Origin of the sequence: Ruegeria sp. 6PALISEP08 (assembly GCF_001238295.1) — a bacterium.
Lineage (GTDB): Bacteria > Pseudomonadota > Alphaproteobacteria > Rhodobacterales > Rhodobacteraceae > Ruegeria.
Genome location: NZ_LGXZ01000003.1, coordinates 30,505 through 55,826 on the forward strand (window position 1 = coordinate 30,505; position 25,322 = coordinate 55,826).

At 57.1% G+C, this 25,322-nt stretch carries 21 protein-coding genes and 1 pseudogene; 9 read left to right on the top strand and 13 right to left on the bottom strand.

The window, feature by feature from the left end; genetic code table 11:
* Positions 1–5: 5 nt before the first annotated feature.
* Positions 6–1,919, bottom strand: coding sequence for an ABC transporter substrate-binding protein (locus ALB80_RS05635; RefSeq protein WP_050603071.1), 1,914 nt, complete (start codon positions 1,917–1,919; stop codon positions 6–8).
* A complete protein-coding gene (locus ALB80_RS05640) occupies positions 1,912–3,684 on the bottom strand; it encodes an ABC transporter ATP-binding protein (protein ID WP_050603072.1) in 1,773 nt (590 codons plus the stop codon). The genes ALB80_RS05635 and ALB80_RS05640 overlap by 8 nt, the downstream gene beginning before the upstream one ends.
* A 233-nt stretch (positions 3,685–3,917) precedes the next feature.
* Here ALB80_RS05640 and ALB80_RS05645 point away from each other — a divergent pair, with 233 nt between their 5' ends.
* From ALB80_RS05645 to ALB80_RS05675, 7 genes are all read left to right on the top strand, one after another.
* Positions 3,918–4,415, top strand: a complete 498-nt coding sequence (locus ALB80_RS05645; protein ID WP_256364014.1) for a class I SAM-dependent methyltransferase — start codon at positions 3,918–3,920, stop codon at positions 4,413–4,415.
* A gap of 18 nt (positions 4,416–4,433) precedes the next feature.
* Entirely contained in the window at positions 4,434–5,063 is a 630-nt protein-coding gene (locus ALB80_RS05650; protein WP_050603073.1) for a glutathione S-transferase family protein, read from the top strand.
* Positions 5,064–5,176: 113 nt separating this feature from the next.
* A complete protein-coding gene (locus ALB80_RS05655; protein WP_050603074.1) occupies positions 5,177–7,579 on the top strand; it encodes an FAD-dependent oxidoreductase in 2,403 nt (800 codons plus the stop codon).
* 2 nt (positions 7,580–7,581) lie between these two features.
* On the top strand, positions 7,582–9,126 hold the full coding sequence (locus ALB80_RS05660; protein ID WP_050603075.1) for a trimethylamine methyltransferase family protein: 1,545 nt from the start codon (positions 7,582–7,584) through the stop codon (positions 9,124–9,126).
* Complete coding sequence (locus tag ALB80_RS05665; protein WP_050603076.1) at positions 9,127–9,801, top strand: TetR/AcrR family transcriptional regulator; 675 nt, start codon at positions 9,127–9,129, stop codon at positions 9,799–9,801.
* Positions 9,798–11,102 carry an FAD-binding oxidoreductase gene (locus ALB80_RS05670; RefSeq protein WP_050603077.1) on the top strand — a complete coding sequence of 435 codons (1,305 nt, stop codon included), beginning with the start codon at positions 9,798–9,800 and terminating at the stop codon, positions 11,100–11,102. The genes ALB80_RS05665 and ALB80_RS05670 overlap by 4 nt, the downstream gene beginning before the upstream one ends.
* A gap of 56 nt (positions 11,103–11,158) precedes the next feature.
* The gene (locus ALB80_RS05675; RefSeq protein WP_050603078.1) at positions 11,159–11,890 is read left to right on the top strand and encodes a hypothetical protein; all 732 of its coding nucleotides are present in this window, start codon (positions 11,159–11,161) and stop codon (positions 11,888–11,890) included.
* Positions 11,891–11,896: 6 nt separating this feature from the next.
* Here the strand turns inward: ALB80_RS05675 and ALB80_RS05680 are convergent, their stop codons facing one another.
* Positions 11,897–12,259: a DUF3307 domain-containing protein gene (locus ALB80_RS05680; RefSeq protein WP_050603344.1), complete on the bottom strand. Its 363-nt coding sequence runs from the start codon at positions 12,257–12,259 to the stop codon at positions 11,897–11,899.
* Between the two features lie 245 nt (positions 12,260–12,504).
* Here ALB80_RS05680 and ALB80_RS05685 point away from each other — a divergent pair, with 245 nt between their 5' ends.
* Positions 12,505–15,501 (top strand): cyclic nucleotide-binding domain-containing protein, encoded by a 2,997-nt coding sequence (locus tag ALB80_RS05685; protein WP_172677866.1) that lies wholly within the window; start codon positions 12,505–12,507, stop codon positions 15,499–15,501.
* A gap of 3 nt (positions 15,502–15,504) precedes the next feature.
* Here ALB80_RS05685 and ALB80_RS05690 read toward each other — a convergent pair whose 3' ends face one another.
* From ALB80_RS05690 to ALB80_RS05730, 9 genes and pseudogenes are all read right to left on the bottom strand, one after another.
* On the bottom strand, positions 15,505–15,792 hold the full coding sequence (locus ALB80_RS05690) for a helix-turn-helix transcriptional regulator (protein ID WP_050603345.1): 288 nt from the start codon (positions 15,790–15,792) through the stop codon (positions 15,505–15,507).
* A gap of 112 nt (positions 15,793–15,904) precedes the next feature.
* Entirely contained in the window at positions 15,905–17,137 is a 1,233-nt protein-coding gene (locus ALB80_RS05695) for a mandelate racemase/muconate lactonizing enzyme family protein (RefSeq protein ID WP_050603080.1), read from the bottom strand.
* A gap of 24 nt (positions 17,138–17,161) precedes the next feature.
* Positions 17,162–18,256: a Zn-dependent alcohol dehydrogenase gene (locus tag ALB80_RS05700; protein WP_050603081.1), complete on the bottom strand. Its 1,095-nt coding sequence runs from the start codon at positions 18,254–18,256 to the stop codon at positions 17,162–17,164.
* A gap of 82 nt (positions 18,257–18,338) precedes the next feature.
* Complete coding sequence (locus ALB80_RS05705) at positions 18,339–19,538, bottom strand: TCR/Tet family MFS transporter (RefSeq protein WP_050603082.1); 1,200 nt, start codon at positions 19,536–19,538, stop codon at positions 18,339–18,341.
* A gap of 189 nt (positions 19,539–19,727) precedes the next feature.
* Positions 19,728–20,351 (bottom strand): annotated as a pseudogene (locus ALB80_RS05710) (alpha/beta fold hydrolase); the annotation flags it as partial.
* 12 nt (positions 20,352–20,363) lie between these two features.
* A complete protein-coding gene (gene pcaD, locus ALB80_RS05715) occupies positions 20,364–21,152 on the bottom strand; it encodes a 3-oxoadipate enol-lactonase (protein WP_050603084.1) in 789 nt (262 codons plus the stop codon).
* Positions 21,153–21,212: 60 nt separating this feature from the next.
* Positions 21,213–22,187 carry a threonine/serine dehydratase gene (locus ALB80_RS05720; RefSeq protein WP_050603085.1) on the bottom strand — a complete coding sequence of 325 codons (975 nt, stop codon included), beginning with the start codon at positions 22,185–22,187 and terminating at the stop codon, positions 21,213–21,215.
* Positions 22,184–23,014: an alpha/beta fold hydrolase gene (locus ALB80_RS05725; protein ID WP_050603086.1), complete on the bottom strand. Its 831-nt coding sequence runs from the start codon at positions 23,012–23,014 to the stop codon at positions 22,184–22,186. The genes ALB80_RS05720 and ALB80_RS05725 overlap by 4 nt, the downstream gene beginning before the upstream one ends.
* Positions 23,014–23,700: a haloacid dehalogenase type II gene (locus tag ALB80_RS05730; protein ID WP_050603087.1), complete on the bottom strand. Its 687-nt coding sequence runs from the start codon at positions 23,698–23,700 to the stop codon at positions 23,014–23,016. Before ALB80_RS05730 ends, ALB80_RS05725 begins: the two co-directional genes overlap by 1 nt.
* Before the next feature lie 126 nt (positions 23,701–23,826).
* Between ALB80_RS05730 and ALB80_RS05735 the strand changes: the two genes are divergently transcribed.
* Positions 23,827–24,255, top strand: coding sequence for a peptidylprolyl isomerase (locus tag ALB80_RS05735; protein ID WP_050603088.1), 429 nt, complete (start codon positions 23,827–23,829; stop codon positions 24,253–24,255).
* A 271-nt stretch (positions 24,256–24,526) separates the two neighbouring features.
* On the opposite strand, the gene ALB80_RS05745 is transcribed toward ALB80_RS05735, so the two are convergent.
* Positions 24,527–25,318 carry an enoyl-ACP reductase gene (locus tag ALB80_RS05745; RefSeq protein WP_050603346.1) on the bottom strand — a complete coding sequence of 264 codons (792 nt, stop codon included), beginning with the start codon at positions 25,316–25,318 and terminating at the stop codon, positions 24,527–24,529.
* Positions 25,319–25,322: the final 4 nt, after the last annotated feature.

The following is a 25,322-nucleotide window of genomic DNA, read 5'->3' on the forward strand; positions in this document are numbered from 1 at the left end:
CCTGCTCAGTCGGCGAAAAAGAACTCGTCCGGGCGATGGACACCAAAATGCGCGCCGGGTTCCCATGCCCACATGGCCTGTTCCGGCACGTTGCGCAGACGGTTCGAGACAACGACTGGCTGTGGTGCACCGTTCAGGATGCCAATCGCATACAGTTGATCCGCATGGATTTTCAGCATTTCCGTCCAGGCAGCTGTGCGTTCTTCAGCGCTTGAAGCGACTTCCCAGTCATGAGCCAGTTCCATCAGGCGTGCGGCTTCGGGCAAATCGGGGGCTTCGCCAACTTCACCACCTGTCTGGTAATACTGACCCCATTTCGGCCAGGCCAGGAACACCTGATCTGTGGGTGCCAGATAGGAGGGTGACGTGTGTGCTTGCGGAATGCCGTCATCCCATCCAAACCAAACCGACGCCATCGAATTACCGGCAAACACCCGGTTGCGCAGAATGTCACGGTCCAGAGGACGCATCACCAGTTTGACCCCAATGTCGCGCCAGTTGTCGGTGACAATCTGCAAGGCATTCTCGACTTCTTGCCGTTCACCGGCGGTTTCGATGATTAACTCCATCGGACGGCCATCGGGCAGAAGACGGATGCCATGCTTGTTGCGCTGATCCAAGCCAGCCTCGTCTAGCAGGGCATTGGCCTGATCGATGTCGAACTGCGCCCAAGCTTTGGCATTGTCATCATTGTAGAAAGGTGAGGCGGGCAGGACCGACATTGCGGCAGGATGTGCCAGTTTGAAATACAAAGCCTGATTGATCGTATTCCGGTCGATCGCCAACGACAAGGCACGCCGCACACGAACATCACGAAGCACTTCACGCCAGACGTCGTCGGAAAAGTTAAGATTGGGATAGATCGCGATTTGCGATGCCACCCCGGTTTTCCAAAGCAGCGTCTTGTAGCCGCCTTGTGCCTCACCTTTTTTCAGGATCGATGCATCGCGAAAAGCCAGACCACGGCCTTGCAAATCGCTCTCACCGGCATTGGTTTTCGCGGCCACCAGACCGGGGGCCACAATCTCCATCTCGACTACGTCGATATAGGGCAGCTGCACCCCATTACTGTCTATACGGTGGTAATAGGGGTTACGCACAAAGTTATGCCGGATCTTTTTGCCCGAACTTGCGTTTAGCCAAGGCTGCAGTGTCGGCAATTCGTGGTTGTCGAATTTGTAGAGGTTGTCCAGCTTGTTGTGCAGCGCGGCCCAGCTTTTGACCCTTGCATCTTCAACTAGAAAGGCAAGTTCCTCGGGATCGGCGTATTTCTCATGGTACTGTTTGAGGAAGGCGGACGGCCGGTAGATAAAGGGTGGCCGTGCTTGGGCCAGCGTTTGCAGGAAATCCGGATTGGGATCCTCCCATTCGAAGATCACTGTGCTCTCGTCCGGGAAAGCAACCGTGGGTGACTTGCCGTCGACGATCAGGAATTCTAGCGGGCCCGAAGGGCTGAGCAATTCGTTATTGGCGACGTCTTCCCACCAATAGCGGAAATCTTCCGAGGTGAAGGGCGATCCGTCTGACCATTTGTGACCTTCCCGCAGTTTCAAAGTGAACTTGCGATTGTCTTCATTTTCAAACGAGGCTAGCAGGTCAGGAACAATTTCATAGTCCTGATTGTAACCGACGAGGCGAGCATACCCGTAGACAACCATGTGGCGGATATCTTTCGACCGCGTCACCATCGTACGCAGTGTGCCGCCTTGGGTTCCGAATTCGCGGCCTTTAGCGGCCAGATCAACAACCAGCGGTTCTTTGGGAATGCGCTCTTCAATGGGCGGAAGATTGCCGGCATCCACCTCGGTGCTCCAGAAGGCGCTTTCCTGAGGCGTAGGAAGGGTTTCTGCCGTAGCGGGCAGCATCCCCGACAGGGCCAGTGCTGCGGCCAGGATCAGGGGGCGAGTGGTCTTAAACATGGCAACGTACCTTATGGCCCGGTTCCAATTCCACCAGTGAGGGTATCACGGTGTCCGAGAAACGAAAGGCTTCATCCCAACTGTCCGGCGCGCCGGCCCCCAGAGAAACCAGTTTCAGGTCGATCGGGCGATTGATGTCGGGTTCGGGTTGAGCGGCAATCAGCGCCTTGGTGTAAGGATGGCGTGGATTGTAGAAAAGCGTTTCGGGCGGGGCCTGTTCGACAATCAGACCGCGCCGCATAACGGCAACTTCGTCAGCGATCCGGGCGACAACGGCCAGATCGTGGGAAATGAACAGGTAAGACAGGTTCAGACTGTCCTGTAGGTGTTCCAGCAAGGACAGGATCTGTTCCTGAACCGAGACATCCAGAGCCGATGTGGGTTCGTCACACACAATCAGCTGCGGGTCCAGCATCATGGCGCGGGCCACGGACAGGCGCTGCCGTTGTCCGCCGGAAAAGGCATGAGGATAGCGTTTAAGCATGTCTTCGGTCAGGCCAACGCGCTGCAACATTTCGGCGGCCTTGTCACGCTGTTCGGCTGTTGTGCCGATCCTGTGGATCTCAAGCGGTTCGGTCATCGCGTCCTGAACGCGCATTCGGGGGCTGAGCGAGCTGTAGGGGTCTTGAAACACCATCTGCGCCTTGCGCTGAAACGCCGTGCGCTGGGCGCGGGTCATGCTGTGCACGGTGATAGGATCGACGTCGGGCGCGGTTCGAAACAGAACTTCGCCGCCGGGATCGGGCAATTCGGCACCAAGGGCAATCCGGGCCGCAGTCGTTTTTCCCGATCCGCTCTCACCGACAATGGCCAGCGTCTTGCCGCGTGCCAGGTTCAAGTCAACGCCGCGACAGGCATAGATCGCCTTTTCGGACTGCCATCCCTTGCTGGATCGCATGGTATAAGTCTTGGACACGCCCGTCATCTGAAGAATCAGATCTTCGTTCGGCATCGGAATACCCACGGCATCCTGATCCGGAATTTCAGGGGCGGCATCGAACAATTGCTTTGTATAGGGGTGCGCCGGGGCGGTGAGGATCGGCGCGGCTGGGCCTGCCTCCATGATGCGGCCCTTGTGCATGACGACAACCTGTTCGGCCATGTTGGCAACGACTCCAAGATCGTGCGTCACAAGGATCAGCGCCATGCCGGTCTCGCGCTGTAATTCTTTGATAAGGCCCAGAACCTGCGCCTGTGTAGTTACGTCCAGCGCGGTGGTTGGTTCGTCCGCAATCAGCAGTTCAGGCTTGGATACCATTGCCATGGCGATCATGGCGCGCTGACGCATACCGCCCGACAGCTCGAATGGGTAGGAGTCATACGCACGCTGTGGGTCCGGGAAACCCACGCGGTCAAACTGGGTCAGAACTTCTTTGCGGGCCTCGGCTTCGGACAAGCCGCGATGCAGCCACAGGACCTCGCTGACCTGGTTGCCGATCTTGTGAAGGGGAGACAGCGAACGCATGGGTTCCTGAAAAATCATCGAAACCCGATTGCCGCGAACGTTGCGCATCTCGCGTTCAGAGACTGACGTCAATTCACACATCCCTTTGGAATCGTTCAGGGTAATAGTGCCGCTGCGGATCTGTGCCGACCGGGGTAGAATACGCAATGCAGCCCGGCATGTGATTGTTTTGCCCGATCCGGATTCACCAACCAGTGCAAGTGTCTGACCGGCCTCAACGTCGAAGTTCACATCCGTGACCACGGAATTGCCCGTACCAAAGCCAATGCTAAGGTTTCTGACGGACAACAACGCGTTCATGCGGGTTTTCTACCCGTTTGGCCAATAGGTGACATCGATTAATTCAACTCCCCGTGATTTTTTCGTCAGTGTCGCGCGGTTCCGCCCATCTAGTCAAACCCGTTCTTATGCTGAAATGTCGCGGAATTGTGAAACTTTGGGCTTCATCGCTACACAAAGTCTTGAGAATTTGTCATCTAGGGCCGCATCGGGCGCATCTATGCTTCCGAATAGTATCAAGGAGATATTTGCCGGTGTCCGAGAATCAAAGCCGACTGGATCTGTTCATCGACCGCATGGTGTCGCAACGTGCCTGTCTGGACTACGCGATCGCGCGCACTGCGGATATGGCCGGCCCGGTGTTCGAACTTGGCCTGGGCAATGGCCGCACGTATCACCATCTTGTGCAGCACATCGATGAGCGTCCGGTATATGTATTCGAACGCGCGGTCGCCTCGCATCCCGACTCGACCCCGCCCGAGGATCGGGTGATTCTGGGCGATGTGCGCGAAACGCTGCCAGCGTCCGTTGACCGGTTTGGCGCAACGGCCAGTCTGATCCACGCAGATCTGGGCGGCCATAACAGTGAAAAGAACGACAAGTTTGCGCGGTTCGTGTCGCCGTTGATCGAACCATTGCTGGCACCGGGTGGCCTGATGGTTTCAAGTGATCGGATGTATTTCGACGGGTTGACAGAAATGCCGTTGCCTGCAGGCGCCGTTGACGGGCGATGCTTCATCTACCGCCGTTGATCGGAAAGGGCCGCAGGAATGATTTTCTATGATTGCTCAACGGCCCCCAACCCTCGTCGCGCACGCATGTTCATTGCGGAAAAAGGGCTTGAAGTAGAGACCCGAGAGATCTCGATCGCTGAAGGCGCACAACTGAGCGGGGCGTTCCGCTCTGTCAATCCACACGCAACAGTTCCGGTTCTGGTCACGGATGACGGCACGGTTCTGACTGAGAATCTGGGTATCGCCACATATCTTGAGGCGCGTTGTCCAGAACCACCTTTGATGGGCCGAACCCCGGATGAAAAAGGTCTGGTCCTGATGTGGAATGCGATTGTCGAACAGCAGGGCGGTGCGCCTGTTGCCGAAACCTTGCGCAACAGCCACCCGGCCTTCAAGGATCGCGCCATTCCTGGCCCGTCAAACTATGTACAAATCCCGGAATTGGCGCAGCGTGGAAAAGACCGTGTGGCGCGGTTTTTCGATCTGTTGGAGGCCCGGTTGACGGAAAGTCGATTTATCGCAGCGGATGGGTTCACTCTGGCCGATATCTCGACCTTTGTTTTTGTCGATTTTGCGCGGGTGATCAAAATGCGAATCCCTGAGGGCAACGCAGCCACAATCGCGTGGTTTGAAAACATCCAGTCCCGCCCCAGCGCCAAGCTTTAGCTACCAGGATTCCAGGACCTTATTTCCCGCCGACTTAGACTGTACAGAAATGTCTAGACAGAGATGAACAGTGCTACTAGCGTCTACTCAGATTCTGTTTTGGGGAGGTTCGGATGAAATCGCAGTATCGCGTTGTGGTCATTGGGGGCGGGGTCGTCGGAGCCTCGGTTCTGTATCACCTGGCCAAGTTTGGCTGGTCCGATGTTGTGATGCTCGAGCGGCGGCGACTTGCATCGGGCTCCTCGTGGCACGCGGCTGGCGGCATCCATGCGCTGAATGCAGACCCGAACATGGCGACATTGCAGGCCTACACAATCGACCTGCTCAGCGAGATCGAAAAGGAATCGGGCCAGAATATCGGTTTGCATATGACCGGTGGACTGACCCTTGCCGGAACGCCCGAACGGTGGGAATGGTTGCAAGCCAATTACCGCATTTTCCAGTCTATCGGCATTGACGATTGTGAGTTGCTGACACCGCAAGAGGCGCAGAAACGTTGCCCGATCATGTCCACCGATGGCGTTCTGGGGGCCATGTGGGCGGACCGCGAGGGATATATCGACACAACCGGAACAGTGCAGGCTTATGCGACAGCGGCCCGGAAGCGCGGTGCTGAGTATTATGAGGAAACCAAAGTCGAGGAACTGATCCAGACAGATGACGGCTGGCAGGTTGTAACCGACAAGGGCACCATCACTTGCGAACATGTGGTCAATGCTGCGGGCTTGTGGGCCAAGCAAGTGGGTCGCATGGCTGGGGTCGAGCTGCCGGTCTCGCCTTTGAAACACCACTATCTGATTACCGATACAGTTCCAGAGATTGCGCAGGCAGATTTCGAGATGCCGATGACCGTGGACCTCGAAGGGTTCACCTATATGCGGCAGGACCAAAAGGGTGTTCTGGTTGGCATCTACGAGGTCGATCACGAACACTGGGCCATGGACGGCGCGCCCTGGACCTATGGGGAAGAGTTGTTTCAGGAACAACTGGACCGGATCGAGAACGAATTGACGCTGGGCTTTGAACGCTATCCGTCAATTCAGAACGTTGGCATCAAGACATGGGTGAACGGGGCTTTTACGTTCTCACCGGATGGTAATCCGCTTGTCGGGCCAGTCCCGGGCAAGCGCGGCTATTGGTCGGCCTGTGCGGTGATGGCGGGCTTCCTGCAGGGCGGCGGTGTTGGCAAAACACTGGCCGAATGGATGATTCACGGTGAACCCGAAGCAGACGCCTGGTCAATGGATGTGGCGCGCTATGGCGACTTTGCGCAGAACAAACGATACATCAGGGAAACCACTGGGCAGTTCTATTCCCGCCGTTTCGTGATGACCTATCCGAACGAACAACTGCCCGCAGGGCGCCCGCTCAAGATGACCCCGGCGCATGACGCGATGACTGAGGCGGGCTGCAAATGGGGCGTCAGCTGGGATCTGGAGGTGCCACTGTATTTTGCGCCAAAAGGGTTTGAGGAAACGCCGACGCTCAAGCGATCCAATGCGCATGACATCGTGGCCGAGGAATGTAAGGCCATCCGCGAAGGGGTGGGCCTTATGGATATCTCAGGCTTTTCTCGGTTCGAAGTGACCGGCCCGAATGCCCAAGCTTGGCTAGACAAGGTGATGGCCTCGAAACTGCCTGCGCCGGGGCGTGCAAAACTGGCCCCGATGCTGGGTGAAGACGGGCGGCTCAAGGGTGATTTGACCGTGCTGAACTGGGGCGACGGCACCTGGTGGATCATGGGCAGCTATTATCTGCGCACCTGGCACATGCGCTGGTTCGATGATCACATGATCGACGGCGTTGATCTGCGCGATCTGGGCGAGGAATACTGCGGCTTCGCGGTGGTTGGGCCTAATTCGCAGGCTGTGGTCGAGAAGTTGGCGGAACAGGACATCTCTGGCCTGAAATTCATGGGGTGTGGTGATTTCGACATCGGCCTGGTCCGGGCACGCGTGGCTCGTATGTCGGTGACGGGTGAAAAAGGGTATGAACTTAACTGCCGCTATGGTGACCATATCAAACTGCGCCGTATCTTGTTGGATGCAGGAGCCGAAGAGGGCATTCGAGAAGTTGGTTTCAACGCCATGGGGTCGACCCGGTTGGAAAAAAGCTTTGGCATTTGGTCTGCGGAGTTCACGCAAGCCTATACACCCGGCATGACCGGCATGGATCGTTGGATCGATTGGGAAAAAGAGTTTGTCGGCAAAGAGGCCGCGCTTGCTGAACGTGACGGCAATGGTCCGGCACAGGTGCAGGCGACGTTGGAAATCGATGCGGTTGACGCGGATGCCAGCGGGTACGAGCCGATCTGGGCCAATTGTGAACGTGTAGGCTTTGTGACTTCGGGCGGCTACGGGCACTATACTGGCAAATCGTTGGCGATGGCCTTGATCGATCGCGACAAGGCTGAGCCAGGCACGGAATTGTCCGTCCATGTGGTTGGCGTGGAACGGTCCGCGCGCGTGATTGCGCCGTCGCCGTACGACCCACAGGGCAAAGCGATGCGAGGCTGACCATGACCGCACCGAACCGAGGACGCAGGCGGCGAGGGCGGGGGGCTGAGCCTGCCCCGCAGCCCAGCCGCGACGTGAACTATCGCCAGCTCAGGAACCCTTTCCCGCAAATGGAAGTCTTCCCGGCGGATCAGATCGCCGACATGCATGAGACTGCTTTGCGCACGTTGGAAGAGCTGGGTGTAAAAACCTTGCTGCCCGAAGCACGCAAGCTTTTCAAACAAGGTGGCGCGCGCGTGGATGAAGACAGCGAAATGGTCTTCATCGGGCGCGAGATGGTCGAGGCCGCCGTGGCCTCAGCCCCAAAGTCCATCGCCTGTAGGGCGGGCGCGCGGCGGCGGGATTTCACGCTTGAACTAGGTTCTCTGGTCTTCCAGCCCGGTGCCGGGGCTCCGAACGCAACCGATCTGGAACGGGGGCGACGGCCCGCGACAGGTCAGGATTATCTGGAGTTTCTGAAGCTTACGCATCATTTCGACGTATTCCAGATGATCTCGCCTCAGGTCGAGCCGCAGGATGTACCAACCCATCTGCGCCACTATTTTACCACGCAAGCGCAGATGGAGTTGACGGACAAGTTCCCGTTCTTTTTCTCGCGCGGCACACCCCAGGTGACGGATTGCTTTGAGATGCTGTCCACAGCCCGCGGCCTTTCGGATGATGAGTTTCAAGGCGACGCGCATTGTTACACGATCATCAACACCAACAGTCCGCGCACGTTGGATATTCCCATGGCGCAAGGTCTGATCGACTTTGCGCGGCATGGTCAGATGTCGATCATCACGCCATTCACCCTGATGGGTGCTATGGCGCCGATTACTGTGGCCGGTGCGATCACGTTGTCCCATGCCGAGGCACTTGCCGCTTTGACCCTGACGCAGCTAGCCAAACCCGGTGCTCCGGTCTGTTATGGAACGTTCACAAGCAATGTGGACATGAAATCTGGTGCCCCAGCATTCGGGACGCCTTCGCATTTCCAGGCCTCTCTGGCGGCGGGCCAATTGGCGCGGCACCTTGGCTTGCCATGGCGGTCTGCCGCCGGATCCGCGTCAAACATCAACGATGTACAGGCGGCGAATGAGAACCAGTTCGGCCTTTGGGGCTGCCTTATGTCTGGTGCAACCGTGATCATTCACTCCGCTGGCTGGCTCGAGGGCGGATTGACCGTGTCCTTCGAAAAGCTGGTCTGCGATGCAGAAGTGCTCAACATGGTGGCCGAGCTCTGTGCGGGCGCACAGGCGGGCAACGCCGAGATCGGTTTTGACACAGCCTTGCGTGAGGTCGAGCCCAGTGGTCACTTCTTTGCCTCAAGTCAGACAATGGAGCGCTACAATACTGAGTTCTATCAACCACATCTCCATGACTATGCTAACTTTGGTACGTGGACTGAACGTGGCGCAGTGGATGCCAACATTCGGGCGACTGGTGTTTGGAAGGGCATCCTGAATGACTTCAAGGCACCCGCCGGTGACAATGATCGGTTGGGGGCTTTGCGCGACTTTATTGACCGCCGTACCGCCGAAGGCGGCGCACCGCCGGAGAGTTGAATGAAAACTAAACCTGTCCTTCATCGCGATGATCCCGAGGCCGAACCCTTGACCGGCAACGTCAAGGTTACGCGTGACGACTGGCTGAATGTGGCGATGGATGTGCTGATTTCGGACGGCGTGGACCAGATCAAAGTTCTGAACCTAGCCGAACGGATGGCCGTATCGCGCTCATCTTTCTATTGGTACTTCAAGTCGCGGCAGGAGCTGATGGATGCCCTTCTGGCCCGCTGGCAGGCGATCAACACTGCAGCGTTGGTTGCACAGGCCGAAACCCCGGCAGAGACGATCACAGCGGCCGTTTGTAACGTGCATCGCTGTGTGGTGAACACCGATCTGTTTGATACCGCACTGGACTTTGCCGTGCGCGATTGGGCGCGCAAGTCTGGCAAAGTGCGGCGCGCGCTGGACCAATCGGACGCGCGACGGCTTGAGGCACTGCACGCCATGTTTGCCCGTTTTGGCTATTCCGAGATCGAAGCTGAAACCCGCGCGCGCGTATTGTATTACATGCAGATTGGTTACGATCTGGCGCAATTGAACGAACCCATAGAGACGCGGATTTCTATGGTTCCGCATTACCTCTACGCTTTCACCGGCGTTGAGGCTAAACCCGAAGAAATTGAAGAATTCAGCGCATATTCAATGCGTTTTTGGAAAGGAGACCCGACATGAGCCAACCAGACGCAATCATCATCGGCACGGGCGTGATCGGCGCGGCCATTGCGTTCGAGATGTCCAAGGCGGGGTGGAAAACTCTGTCTCTGGACCGGAACACTCAGGTTGGGCACGGCTCAACCGCCGGGTCCTGTGCAATAATCCGAATGCATTATTCGACCTTCGACGGAACGGCCTTTGCGTGGGAAGGCTATCATTACTGGCGCGATTGGGCCGACTATCTGGGTCTGCCAGAGGACGCCAATCTGGCCCAGTTCCGCGAAACCGGCTGCCTGGTCATGAAGACCGAGGCGAACGGGATGCTGGAAAAACACATGCGCAATTCTTCCGATTTGGATTGTCCGTTCGAGGAATGGTCGGGTGAGAAAGTGGTGGAACGTCTACCGGTTTACTCACTGGACAGTTTTGCCCCGGCGCGCCCTATGGATGATCCCGAGTTCGGACAGCCCAATGGGAGTAAGATGACGGGTGGTGTATACTGGCCTCAGGCGGGATATGTCACCGACCCGGCGTTGTCGGCGCAAAACCTGATGGACGCTGCGAAACAGCATGGGGCCGAGGTGCGAACAGGTGCTGAAGTCACGGAAATCCTGACCGAGGGCGGGCGCGTTTCCGGCGTTAAGCTGGCGTCGGGCGAGGAATTCCACGCCAAGGTTGTTGTCAATGTTGCGGGGCCGGGCTCGGCGATCATCAACGAGATGGCCGGTGTTCTGGACGACATGACCATCAAAACCCGGCCCTTGCGGCAAGAGGTTGTCCACGTCCCCGCGCCTGAAGGGTTCGATTTCGAAAATGACGGAACCATCGTGTCGGACAGCGACATTGCATGTTACTGTCGGCCAGAGCATGGCAACCATATCCTTGTCGGATCGGAAGACCCGGAATGTGATCCGCATCAGTGGTGCGAGGACGATGTGAACTATAACCGAGAGTTCACTGACCAATGGACCACGCAGGCTATGCGTTATGCGCAACGAGTCCCCAGCCTTGGTATTCCGTCGAAAACGCGGGGCGTTGTTGACCTCTATGATGCGTCTACCGACTGGATTCCGATCTATGACAAATCCTGCCTGCCGGGGTTCTACATGGCCTGCGGTTCCAGCGGGAACCAGTATAAGAATGCGCCGATTGCGGGTAAGATGATGACGGCCCTGATCGCCTATTGCGAGGGTGGCGCTGATCACGACGCAGAGCCGCTGCAATTCGAGTTGCCTTATATCAAGCGGAACATTGATGTGGGCTTCTATTCGCGCAAACGTCCGATCAACGAAGAAAGCAGTTTCTCGGTGCTGGGCTAGCCCATAGCCGTAAACGATCTATGTCATGCGGGGCTGGCAAAGAAGGTGGCCCTGCTATGACCGACAAACAGACCAAAGTTCTGATCCTGGGCAGTGCCCCGTTGGCCATGGAAGCGCGGACATGGTCGCGTAAACCCTTCACACATATCGTCGCTATCAACAACGCGTGGCGAATCCGCAAGGATTGGGATTTTCTGATCCACCCCGAAGATTTCCCGGACGACAGGCGCCCGTCGGACACAACGGACGCTCAGTGCATCGTTACGGCGCAAGACTATGTTCCCAGGCAGAACGCCTTTGGCGGGTTTGTCTATGCTGGTGGCACGATGGCGTTCACGGCGGGGTATTGGGCGCTGTCGGCTTTGAAACCGGATGTATTGGCGTTTTTTGGATGCGATATGATGTATTCGGGTTCGGCGCGGACCCATTTTTATGGGACCGGAGCTGCAGATCCGTTGCGGGACGATGTAACCCTGCGATCGCTTGAAGCCAAGTCTGCGCGTCTTGGGCTTTTTGCTGCCGCACAAGGATGTAGAGCCGTGCGGTTGTCCAATGGGCCCAGTCGATTGGTGTTTCCCTCGGTCAGCCTGTCTAATCTATCTGCGCTACCTATTGTTGACACAACTGGAATGCGTGCAGCGCGGCAGGTAGAGCATGAACTGGGATATTATGTCGGATCAGGCAGGTACTGGGAAGTTGAACACAGGTTCGACCCAACAGAAATCGATGCGTTGGATCGGATGTGGCTTAGGGCCTTCAGGGCTGGAGCTGTGGATGACGCGGCTTAACCTGCATCAGCTTGCGGCAAAAGTGACCCAGGCCCAGACCATCGCCACATAAGTCAGGTTGTGCATCAACTGATCCAACCCGGCGGCGCGCCAAAAAGCGGCTTGTGTCGGCTTAAGCTGGTTTTTGTCAGAATAGCTGGCTTTGACGAAATCGATATTGAAATGGATGATCCACTCCAGCGCTGCAACGATCAGGATGAAGGACAGCGGTGCGCCGAATATAGCAAACACAAGGATTGAGCCCAAAACATGCACCGCTGCGTGTTGAGCCCGTCCCAAATGAAAATACTCACCTCGTCCAGCAAGCATTTTCGGAGTCTGGAGGTAATAGTCAGCGAACATATGCTTTACAAGCAACAGGCAAAGCATAAGGAACACTGCGCCAAAACTGGCAGTCAAAAGAACCCTCCCGATATCGTCCTGATGCCCACTCTAGGCAAATAAAAGGTCATACGTAAATGAACTAGTTCACATAAGTTTAAGAATTCGCATTTTGGGGAAAAAAATTGCTTATTATGTCTGGATGGCAGTAGAGTCATGCTGTTGAATTTGCGTGGATAACATCTGAACCGCGTCGTCGGTCAACAGCAGGGGCAGGTTCCATAGAACGCACGATTTTCCGCTTTATCTGGAATTATTCCAAGCGCGACCAGTTGATCTTGCTGGCCGTGACAGCGACGTTGTTCCCGCTGCTTTATCTGACACTGGAACTGCCAAAACGCATCATCAACGACGCAATTGGCGCGCCGAACCCGGACGTGATCGTCTTGGGTTATACGATGACACAGACGAACTTTTTGCTGATCCTGTGCTTTGCCTTTTTGGCGGCCGTGCTGGGGCATGGCCTGATGAAAATGCGCATCAACACAATGAAAGGTGTGTTGAGCGAACGGATGCTGCGGCGCTTTCGCTATCAATTGATCAGCCGTGCCCTGCGCTTTCCCCAACCTTATTTTGAGCGGGTTAGTCAGGGTGAGATGGTGTCGATGATCACCGCTGAAAGCGAACCGATGGGCGGGTTGATGGGCGATGCGATCAGCCAGCCGGTATTGCAGGCGGGTCAGATGATCACGATCCTGACTTTTCTCTTTTTGCAAAGTATATGGTTCGGCTTGGCCGCGGTGGCGCTGATCCCGTTGCAGGCTTGGTTGATTCCCAAACTGCAACGCCAAATCAACCTGTTGAATAAAAAGCGTATTCAGGAAGTGCGGATTCTTGCCGCCCAAATCGGTGAGAACGCTGCGGGTGCGGCAACCCTGCGTACAAATGGTGGCTGGCGTTATCGCCGCGCGATGATCTCGGATCAGTTGGGGCGGTTGTTCGGCATCCGGTTTGAAATCTACCAGAAGAAGTTCTTTATGAAATTCATAAACAACTTCATCTCTCAGCTGACCCCGTTCATGTTCTATCTGGTGGGTGGACTGCTGGTGCTGCAAGGTTCAGTGTCGCTGGGGGCGTTGGTCGCGGCGCTTGCCGCCTACAAGGATCTAAGCTCGCCATGGAAAGAGCTTCTGACCTATTACAACCAGACGCAGGACATGTCCTTGCGCTGGGACGTGGTGATCGACCGTTTTGGGCCCTCAGGGATGCAGGACGAAGCATTGTTTGAGGGCGAGCCTGAAGCACGTCCACATCTGCACGGTGATATTGTTCTGGATCATGTGTCGGTCCGGGACATGGACGGCAATCAAGTGCTGGACGATCTGAACCTCAGCTTTCCGGGAGGCAAGACGATTGGCATTTCCGCCCCTAGCGAAGAAGATCGCCGTGCAATCGCCGAACTTCTAACGCGTGAAATCTTGCCCAGTGGCGGCAAGGTTCGGATCGGGGATGTGAACCTGGCCGAGCTGCATCAGGGTGTCGTGGCAGCACGCATCGGCTATGCCACGTCCCGACCCGTAATGTTTCAAGGCACGTTGGGTGACAATGTGATGATGCCGATGCGGTTCCGGCCACTGGAAGACAGTACGGATGACCCCGGATTTCCTGAAACCTTGCGGGCAGGAAACAGTTCCGATCCGTTTAATGTGGAATGGCTTGATCCATCTCTGGCCGGATTTCAGGATGCAGTGGCGCTACGGGATTGGTGGTTGCAACTGGTTGACGGGATGGGCTCGGGTGTGGCCCTGTTCCAGCGCGGAGCCGAACAAAGATTTAACGCGGCCGAGCATTGTGAGCTGGCACAAAAACTGGTCGAACTGCGACCGCTTGCACGCAAGGCCGTTCAGGACGCGGGTCTTGAACAACAGGCGTTGATTTTCGACCGCAATCTGTACAACCCGGCCCTGCCTGTGGCTGAGAACCTGCTGTTTGCCACGCCCCGTGTGCCAGTGACACACGCTTTGCTGGTAGAACAGAAAGTCTTTCTGGGCCAATTGCGAGAATTGGGGCTGGATGAAACGCTGATCGCTTTGACCCGCGACGTGATCGAAATGTTGCGTCAGATCTTTGGTCTCGATGGGACGGATCATCCGTTGTTCCGTAAGCTCGGGTTGGATGCGAAGACCTATGAAGCTGCCGTTGATTTGGTGGAACAGACCCGCAAAGAAGGTTCGGCGGGGCTTGATGATGAACAGTTGGCCAACATGCTGGCGGTGCCCTTTGTGATCTCGGCTGAACAGATCGGGCCAGCGTTCACCGATGAGCTGAAGAACCGCATTCTCGAACTGCGGCACAGCCATTCCGAGAAGCTGATGCAGCGTCTGAAGGATGTTTTTGTTCCGTTGGACCCAGAAGTTTACGCCCCCGGTCTGACTGTCATGGAAAACGCGCTGTTCGGCAAAGTCAGCCAGATTGGCGGCGCCCGTTCCGATGAAGCTCGTAAGCTGATTGTCGATTTGCTGGCCGAAAACGGAGCGCGGCCATTGGTTGTTGAATTGATCTATGATGTACCGTTGGCCTTGGGCGGTCAGAATCTGCCAGCGGTGTTTGCAGAGCCGTTGGCCTTTACGCGAGCAGCGATCAAGAAGCCGGACATCCTGGTCCTGGAAAACGCCTTGGCCAGTTACGACATGAAAACTCAGGTGGCCGTCTATAAGAAGCTGCGTGAGTTGCTGCCGGATACAACTGTCATCTACCTGAACGATCAGTTTGAAAACCCCGATGTGTTCGACATGTTCGTTGAAATCCGGCAAGGTCGTGTGGTCTCGGACGGAGGACCGGTAGACGTGGAGGAAGACAGCGCAGCATCGGCAGACCTGGCGCGGAAATTGCGTGCTCTGGAACAGACCCCCCTGTTTTCCGGTCTGGACCGACGGCAGCTGCGCCTGTTGGCGTTCGGTGCGCGTTGGTTCGAGGCCGAGCCTGGGCAGGTGGTGTTCCTGAAAGACGACCAACCAACCGATGGTGCCTATGTTGTGCTTGAGGGTGAGGCCGGTCTGTACCTGCCACAGGATCAAGGGCCGGATCAATTGATCACCACAGTTGGGCCGGGCGCTTTGGTCGGAGAGCTGGGCCTGATCCGCAAGGAACCGCGCGCGTTGAGCATGGTGGCAGAAACTCAGTTGTCCTGCCTGCGGATTGGTGAAGAGGAATTCCTGGCCGTCGTCGAAAACGACGCTGCAACCGCATTCAAGCTGCTTCAGGTGATCGCGGGTTATGTTTCTAGTTAGGGGTCAACTGTCCTCTGCGCAAAACAGATCGTACAACAAGCTGATCAGTTGTTCAGTGTTCCCATCACGCAGGGAATAGTAGATCGTCTTGCCGTCTCTACGGGTCGAGACCAGCCCCTCTTCGCGCAGGCGGGCCAGCATCTGGCTGACAGCGGCTTGCCGCAACGCAAGCAGGTCCTCAAGCTGACCCACGGATTTCTCACCGTCCCCAAGGTGGCACAAGATCATCAGCCGCCCTTCATGGGCCAACGTCTTGAGGAACGCAGCCGCGCGGGCGGCATTGTCTCTCATGTCCGGCAGAGTGTTTGTACTGCGCGCCTGAGGATCGGTTTCTTTAAGTGCCACGTTTCGATCATTGTTCCGAATATTATTGGATCAATATGCCTCAAACACGCAGGTGTTGTCACCCCTCGGTTGCCGGGGCACCACCTTGAAAAGCGTTGCCGTTGACGTAATCACAGGGGTTTTCCTGCATTTGCAAGTGTAAGTCGCGGCCATCATAGGGATGCGCGCGGGCCAGGGCTTCGTCGACATCAATACCAAGGCCCGGCGCTGTTGGTGCGGTCACGAACCCGTCCTCAACCCGAATGGTCCCTTTGATCAATTGGTCGTGGAACGGTGTTTCGATGGATTCCAGCAACAGCAGATTAGGGATCGATGCGGCCAGATGGATATTGGCGGCCCATTCCACCGGCCCTGCATACAGATGCGGAGCCATCTGAGCGTTGAAGACTTCGGCCATGGCTGCGACTTTCTTCATCTCCCATATCCCGCCCGCGCGCCCTAACGCCGGCTGCAGGATTTCCGCAGCTCCGGCTCGTAGAACAGCACCGAATTCGGCCTTGGTCGTCATCCGCTCTCCGGTGGCGACGGGGATGCGGACATTGCGGGCAACGCGGGCCATATCTTCGATCATGTCTGGCGGCGTGGGTTCTTCGAACCAGAGCGGCTGAAACGGTTCCAAAGCTTGCCCCAGCCTGATGGCCCCGGCGGTGTTGAATTGACCATGCGTGCCGAACAGCAGATCGGCCTTGTCGCCAACGGCTTCGCGGATCGCCTTGCAGAAGGCAACGGACATAGAAATGTCGCTCATCGCGGGCATGTGGCCGCCCCGGAGCGTGTACGGGCCTGCCGGGTCGAATTTCACGGCGGTATAGCCGCGGCGGACCATTTCAGCAGCCGTTTCGCCCGCCTGTTCGGGAGAAGTCCAGAAATCGGTCAGGTTATGCTGGGGCAGGGGGTAAAGATAAGTATAGGCCCGGATCCGATCGTTCATCTTTCCACCCAGCAAAGCATAGACCGGGCGGTCACGATCCTTGCCCAGAATATCCCAACAGGCGATCTCCAACCCTGAAAACGCGCCCATCACTGTCAGGTCCGGTCGCTGGGTGAACCCGCTGGAATAGGCGCGACGGAACATGAGCTCGATGTTTTCTGGGTTTTCGCCCTGCATATGCCGTTCGAACACGTCTTGAATGACATGGCGCATCGCCTCTGGCCCAACGGACGAAGCATAGCATTCGCCCCAACCGGTGATGCCAGTATCTGTCGTCAGTTTGACCAGTATCCAGTACCGCCCACCCCAGCCCGGTGCAGGCGGGGCGGTGACGATAATGTCGAGATCTTTCAGTTTCATACTAACTTCTCCCGTTTGATCAGCTTAGGTCCTGTCGAACAGGATTACATTTCGCTTGGCCGATCCGGTTTTTGTGTCGGCGATGGCCTCGTTGATCTGATCAAGGGACCAGCGCCCCGAGATCAGCTCATCCAGCTTCAGGCGCCCCTGTTCATACAGGTCCACCATCCAAGGAATATCGCGCTGGATCACCACGTCGCCCATCTTCGACCCAACAACGCCCTGACCAAGGGCCGCCAGAACAACGGGTTCATAACTGGCCATGTCACCGGAATGCGGCATCCCGATCATGATCGCCTTGCCGCCACGTCCGAGATAGCGCGGCGCCTGATCATAGGCAGGAATCGCGCCGACAGTGATCAGAACCACATCTGCGCCGCGTCCACCCAACGCCTTGTAAGCGGCCTTCCACGGTTGGTCCAAACTGGCCAATACGCCGTGGGTCGCGCCGAACTCTTTGGCGATCTCAAGCTTTTCCTCGGTCATGTCCACGGCCACGATCCGCCGCGCGCCAGCGATACGCGCGCCCTGAATGGCGTTCAGGCCAACGCCGCCGGCACCAATGACCACGACATCCTGGCCGGGGCGCAAGCCTGCCGCGTTCACAGCAGCCCCAACCCCGGTGATCACACCGCAGGACAACAAGCTGGCAAGGTCCTTGGGTAGGGTTTCCGGGATTTTGACAATCTGGCGGTGGCTCACCACAACTTTTTCAGCAAATGCGCCGCATGCCATGGCCTGTTCGAGCGGGTCGCCATCACCGGTTTTCAACGGGCCTTCGACGGTATCGTATGGTGTTTCGCAGATTGTTGGTTTTCCGCCCGCGCAACTGGGGCATGTTCCACAAGCACGGATCAAAGTGACAACCACGGGATCGCCGACTTTGAAATCTCCTGCGGCCTCTCCGACCGCGCTGATCACACCTGCGGCTTCGTGGCCGTAGACGGCGGGCAGGAACCCACCCCAGGCCCCTTCGGCAAATGATATATCCGAATGGCAGATGGCCACGGCGTCCAGCGTTACCTCGATCTCGCCCGCGCTGGGGGCAGCGAGCTGAATTTCTTCGATCACCAAAGGTTCGCCAAAGGCCCGACAGACTGCGGCTTTGATTATTTGCATGTTTTCCCTCATTCTCGTTGGGTTCACGGTGGCGCGGGAAACAGCAGCTCGCAAGGCAGAAATCGCCATTTTTATGTCGTTGTTACGCCACGACAGGCCGGGACCTGCGAAACAACAAGAACCCTGCCAGCATCAGTACAAGTGCCAGCAGGAAGGGTGCGCCGGGTAGATAGAGCGGGGTGTCGGGCCGGATAAACTGCGCGAAAACCGAGGTCATCAGCAATGGTGAGATCACCATCGACAGCGCGTGCAATGCGGTTAGAACGCCCTGCAATTCACCTTGCTGCGAATCTGGTGTGGCCTTGGACATCATGGCCTGAAGGGCGGGTGTGATGACCGCTCCGATGGCCGTTATTGGAATGAGAAGCAGCGCGATGAGGCCGTTGGTGAGAAAGGCCAGAAAGGCGAAGCTTATGATCTCAAAACCCATCCCGAAGATGATCGTGCCCCGCTCGCCCAGAAACCGGATGGCGGGCCGGATCAATCCGCCTTGCACAATTGCCATGCCGATACCGTAGACACCCAGGGAAAGGCCAATCATCTGCGGGGACCATCCGAACCGCTCGGTCGTGAAATAGGACCAGATCGCAGGGTAGACGTAGATGGACACCGAATACAGGAAATAGACCCAGAGCAGTGGTCGGATACCGGGCAAAGCGGCAATGGCGCGCAGCGAATTGAGAGGGTTTGCGCGTTGCAGGCTGAAGGCGCGTCGGGTCTTGTCGGTTACGGTCTCGGGCATCACGAAGCAGCCGATGCAGAAGGTCAGCGCCGCCAAACCGGCAGCGGCCCAAAACGGTGCACGCGTGCCATATTCACTGAGCAATCCACCGATGACAGGCCCAAGGACGAAGCCTATACCAAAGGCAGCACCCAGGAGGCCAAAGTTCGCGGCCTTGTCCTTGGGGTCGGACACATCTGCCATAAACGCCGCAGCGGTGGCATGGGTGGCAGCGGTTATACCACCTACGATCCGACCAATCAGCAACAGCCAAATGCTGCCTGCAACAGCCATGACGACATAATCCAGTGCCATGACAAACAGGGACACCAGCAGAACGGTCCTTCGTCCGTACGCGTCTGACAGGTTTCCAAGAATGGGTCCGAAGATAAACTGCATCGCGGCGAAGGCTGTGCTCAGCACGCCCCCCCAGATCGCTGCATTGGCAAGCGTGCTGCCCTGAACCTCGACAATCAGTTCCGGCATGATCGGCATCACCAGACCGATGCCCATGGCGTCGATCATGACGATGCTGAGAATGAAGAAAAACGGCAGACGCATGGGACCCGACAAGTGAACTGTTCAGCGCACCCTAGGCAGACTTGCCGTTTGAGGAAAGAGAGAGTTCAGCGCCGATCAAAATGCCGTCGCGATAGGTTAGGGCAGTCTGTCCGCCAGTTCGGACAGCATTTTCGCAAGCTCGCGTGGGTGCGAGAAGAACGGGGAATGCGAACTGTTGATCGTGCGGCGCAGATCTTCGGGGATGGGGTCGCTCATCTCGGCCTGGTATTCCGTTGGGATTGTGCGGTCGTCGATGGTGCGAAGGTAGGCTTTGGGCACACTGTCGAAATTTGCACCCGTTGGAAGGGGCGTTTCCTGTGGGCGAATGGCCTGAGGGCACAGGCGCGCATAGGCATAAGGCAGGATGCCGTCAGGGCAATCATGGTAGAATAGCTGGGGGATAGCCTCGGCGGAAACGGTGTATGACATCCCATCCGGGGATTTTTCAACGGCGTGGGCGATGGTCTGTCTCGGGCCAAGCCTGCGCATCTCGGCCATGGCCAGGCCGTTTTTGGGCACATAGGCGCACAGATAGATCAGCGCGCGCATCGCGTTGGGTTGCGCCTCGGCGGCGGCGCTGATCGGATAGCCGCCCCAGGAATGGCCAACAATGATTGTATCCGCCGTGCTGGCGTGCAGCACAGCGTCGCGGCAGCTGTCCAGCGTGACCTCGGCCACTGGTGTTGGGTCTGCCCCATGGCTGGGCATGTCGATGGCTTTGACGGAATGACCAAAAGCCTCAAGCGCGGGGGTCAGGTCGCGCCAGCACCATGCACCGTGGCATGAGCCGTGGACCAACAGGAAAGACGCCATTGCCGTTCTCCTTCAGATATGTCCGATTTCGGTCAGAAAACCAGTCAGGATTTCTGCGTATTCCTCTGGTTTTTCAACGCAGGGCAAATGTCCGGCCCGGCGGATCAACTTGTACCTGGACCCAGGGATCAGATCGACGGTTTCCCGCACCAGATCGGGGGGTGTCGATCCGTCTTCGCTGCCCGCAATACCCAAGGTCGGCAGGCGCAACCCGCTTGTTGGGGTATAGAAATCTGTGCCTGCAATGGCCGAGCAGCAGCCCAGATATCCCTCAGCCGGCTGGCCCACCATCATGTCGCGCCAAGGCAGGTGGTATTGCGCGGTGCGAAAATCACGTGAAAACCAACGTTCCATCGTTGCATCGGCCAGTGCTTCGATCCCGCCTTTGCGCACGGCCTCGATCCGATCCTGCCAGGCCGAAGGAGTGGCGATTTTGGCGGCTGTGTTCGAAAGGACCAATCCACGGATCTGGTCCATGCGCTTGATGGCAAGCCCTTGTGCAATCATCCCACCAATGGACAGACCCACAAAAACACAGTCGCGGACCTGTAGGTGATCCAGCAATGCCTCAGTATCGCGTATCAATGCGCCCATCGAGTAAGGCGCGGGCGGCACCGAGGATTTCCCGTGACCGCGTTTGTCGTACCGGATCACACGCAGCCCTGCTGGCAGATGTGGCAGTACCGCGTCCCACAAATGCAGGTTGGTTCCCAGGGAATTGGCGAACACCAAAGGTGCCCCGTCTGTCGGGCCGTCGATGCGGTAGTTTAATTGCACGTCGCCAAGATCAGCGATTTTCATGACTGGCTTCCTTGTCGCCATGGCCTTAGGGGTGCAACATGCACATGTTATGCATCCCTGTCAGGTCAGGAATTCCAACGCCCTTGCAAATACTGCGGGATCGACGTTGCCGCCAGACGCAACCACAATCACGTCGTCACCTTCGATCTGATCGCCTCGGAACAGGGCCGAGGCCAGAGCCACCGCGCCGCCGGGTTCCAGTACGATCTTGAGGCGCAGAAAGGCCAAAGCCATAGCGCGCAAAGCCTCTTCTTCCGTGACAGACATGCCCGGACCGCACAGACGGTTGAGAATCGGAAACGTTATATCACCTGGTTGCGGCGTTAGAATAGCATCGCAAATGTTACCCGAAGCCGCTTTGTTGTTTTGAATCTGGCCGGACGCCAGTGATCGTTTGACGTCATCGAAGCCTTCCGGTTCACAAGGGCGCGCGCGCAGGTTTGGCGCGTGTTTCTCCAAGGCCAGAGCGATTCCCGAGGTCAGGCCGCCCCCGCCACAACAGACCAGCACATCCGCCTGAGTTACCCCCAGATCCGCTGCTTGCTGGGCGATTTCAAGCCCGGTGGTGCCTTGACCTGCAATAACCTGAGGTTCGTCATAAGGTCGGATCAGGGTCAGGCCGCGCTCGGCTGCAATGCCCTCGCCAATTTCTTCCCGTTTTTCGATTGCGCGGTCATACAAGGCAACCTCGGCCCCGAGTGCACGGGTATTTTCGATCTTCAGACGTGGCGCATCCGACGGCATGGCGATGACCGATGCAATGCTGTGTTTCGAGGCCGCCATGGCGACGCCTTGTGCGTGGTTGCCCGAGGAATACGCGATCACACCGTTCTTGCGTTCTGCCTCATCCAGCGCAGAAATTGCAGACCATGCCCCCCGAAACTTGAAACTACCGGTATGTTGCAGGCATTCCGGTTTGATCAAAATCCGACGTCCGGCGAGCTTGTCGAGAAAAGGGGAAGACAGGATCGGTGTCTTGCGGATGTGTCCGTTCAGCCGTTCTGCTGCGGCTTCGATCATCTCAATTGTGCTCATACGTCGTTCTTCAATACCTTTTGTATTAAGTCCAAAGATTGAGGTTCGTTTAGAAACGGAACATGCCCGCGATCGGGAACTTCGGTTGAGATCAAGCCCGGATGGCGGTCGTGCATTTTGGCAATGGTATCAGCGCTCAGTACGTCTGAATTTGCCCCTCGGATTACACCTGTTGAAATGTTGCTCAGGGCGTCAAAGAACATCCACAGATCAGGCGTGGCCCCACTTGCGGCTTGCTCGATCAGCGCCTTGCGCAGTGCTGGGTCGTAACGCAGAGCCAAACCATTATCCTGTTTTTCGTACTGAATTTCGGCCTGCATGCGCCAGGTTTCCAGCGGAACGCCAGGGAATTGAGGCTCCATTACCTGTTTCAGCGCCACTGCGGCCTCATCATAGGTTTTTGCAGTTGGCTGCGCGCCCACATAAGCCATGATTTTGGCAATGCCGGATAGCTCAATGACAGGTCCAACATCATTCAGGATCACCCCGGCCAACCGTTCAGGATGACTCGCGGCCAAAGCCATCGCAATCAGACCACCCCGCGAGGTACCCAGAACAAAGGTTTTCTCGATTCCCAGAAAATCCAGCAACTCAATCGCGTCATGCGATTCGCGAAAGATGTTGTAGTTCATGAAATCGGCATCATAGCCCGACCGACCGCGCCCCCTGTAGTCCATTGCAATCATGCGTAGATCGGCGGCATGAGGGGCAAAAAACGAAAAGTCGCGGCTGTTTCGGGTCAGGCCAGCCAGACACAAAAGCGGCGTACCGGTGCCGGTGTCCTCGAAATAGATGCGTTGGCCATCTGTGGTTGTGAAGTCTGACATCAAAGCCCTGACAATTTCGGGATCGAGGTTAAATCGGACAGCACGTGCGCAGGTGTCCACGGCAGGCGGTCCATCGGCTCGGCAGCCCTGTTGACCCAGGCGGTGACAAAGCCGTACCCGCTGGCGCCGGCAGCGTCCCAACCGTTTGAACTGACAAACAAAACCTCATCGCGCGCGCAGCGAAACCTGTCTTGTACCAGATCGTAGACTTTGGCGTGGGGCTTGAAGATACCGACACTTTCTACCGACAGCACGTCATCCAGAACCTCGCCGATGCCGGCAGATCGAACCGCACCATCCAACATGGGCGGCGATCCGTTGGACAGAATCGCCGTTTGCATCCCGCCATCTTTAAGCGCTTTCAACATGTCGGGAACTTCGGGGTAAGCCTGCAATTCCCAATACAAATCAAGCAGGCGCTGGCGCAGTTTCGGGTCGCCTTGGAGGCCGGTGGCTTCCAGCGCCCAATCCAGCCCGTCCTGAGTGACATCCCAGAAATCGGCATGTGCGTCGGCAACGGCACGCAGCCATGTGTACTGCAATTGCTTCAGACGCCAATGCCCCGCGACCGCGGGCCATTTGTCTTTGAGGGCTTCAAATCCCGGTTCGTCCGCAGCCTGGCGGGCTGCTGCTGCAACGTCGAAAAGTGTTCCGTAAGCGTCGAAGACACAGGTGGTGATCGGCATGTGATCCTCCTCTGATCGCGCGCAGGTTGGCACAACAACGAGGGGGGTGAAAGAGCCAGGGGTTTACAAGATTGTGTCAGGCCCTAGGTTTGGCCGCTCAATTCTACAAAACGGCCGGAGGCCACGATGACCGAGATCAAACAAGGCGACACGGTTCGCATCCACTACACCGGTACGCTGCTGGACGGCAAAGTCTTTGACAGTTCGGACGAGCGCGATCCGTTGGAGTTTGTGGTTGGATCTGGCCAGATCATTCCCGGGCTGGATAGCGCGATGCCTGGCTTGTCTGCAGGGGACAAAAAACGGGTCGAAATTGCCTGTGTGGAAGCATACGGTCCCATCAATCCGGCGATGCGTCAGGAAATTCCCCGCGAAGGCATTCCCGACGACATCCCGCTTGAGCCCGGAACGCAGTTGCAAATGCAGACACCAGATGGCCAGGCCGTGCCGGTGACAGTGGTTGACGCGGACGAGGTGACCGTAACGCTGGACGCCAACCACCCTTTGGCGGGTCAGGATTTGGTTTTTGAGATTGAGGTCGTCTCGATCAACTGATCTTCGGCTCGGGTCGGTTCCCCGGCCCGGGATTCACCCGATCAGTGTTTCGATCGCCGAACGGACTTGCGGTTGAGTGAAAAAGACAAACGCCAACAACATACATGTCAACGTCAGCAAAAGAACTCTGGCCCGTTGACTGAGCAAACCGGACTTTCTCCGGCTTTGCGTTGCACGTGCGTTGTTTGCAATGATTTGATCTAGCTTGCTCATATCAATTTCCTGCCGCCCAAAGATGGTGAAAACTTGGCGGCGGCAGGGAAAGATATGGTCACATAAAGTCAGGCTGCGGCATACCCAGAACGTGGAAGCCACCATCAACGCGGATAATCTCGCCAGATGTACAGGACCCTGCATCCGAAGTCAGGTAGACAGCAGTTCCGCCGACAGCTTCAAGCGTTGCATTTGCCCGCATCGGAGCGTTCTGGTCGCAGAACTTGTAGGTCTTGCGCGCGCCGCCGATGGCCGCACCGGCGAGGGTTTTCATCGGTCCGGGTGAAATAGCGTTCACGCGGATGCCGTCAGGACCAAGGTCATTGGCCAGATAGCGTGTCGCCGATTCCAGAGCCGCCTTGGCCACACCCATGACGTTGTAATTCGGTACAACGCGGTTCGATCCCTGATAAGTCAGGGTCAGAAGTGAGCCGCCATTGTCCTTCATCATCGGGTAGGCGCGACGCGCCACTTCGATGAAGGAATAGGCCGAGACATCCATCGAGTGTTTGAAGTTCGCCCGCGTGGTGTTCAGGAAACGGCCCGTCAATTCGGACTTGTCCGAATAGGCGATGGCATGGACGACAAAATCGATGGTCGGCCAGCGTTGGGCCAGTTCATCAAATGCACGGTCCAGCGATTCGTCATCAGTGACATCCGCATCGACCATGAAATCGCTGCCAAGGCTTTGGGCCAAGGGTTCCAGCCGTTTGCCGAATGCCTCGCCCTGATAGGTGAATGCCAGTTCGGCACCGGCCTCGTGCATGGCCTTGGCAATGCCCCACGCGATTGAGCGGTCATTGGCCACGCCCATGATCAGGCCGCGTTTACCTTTAAGAAGATCCGACATCACT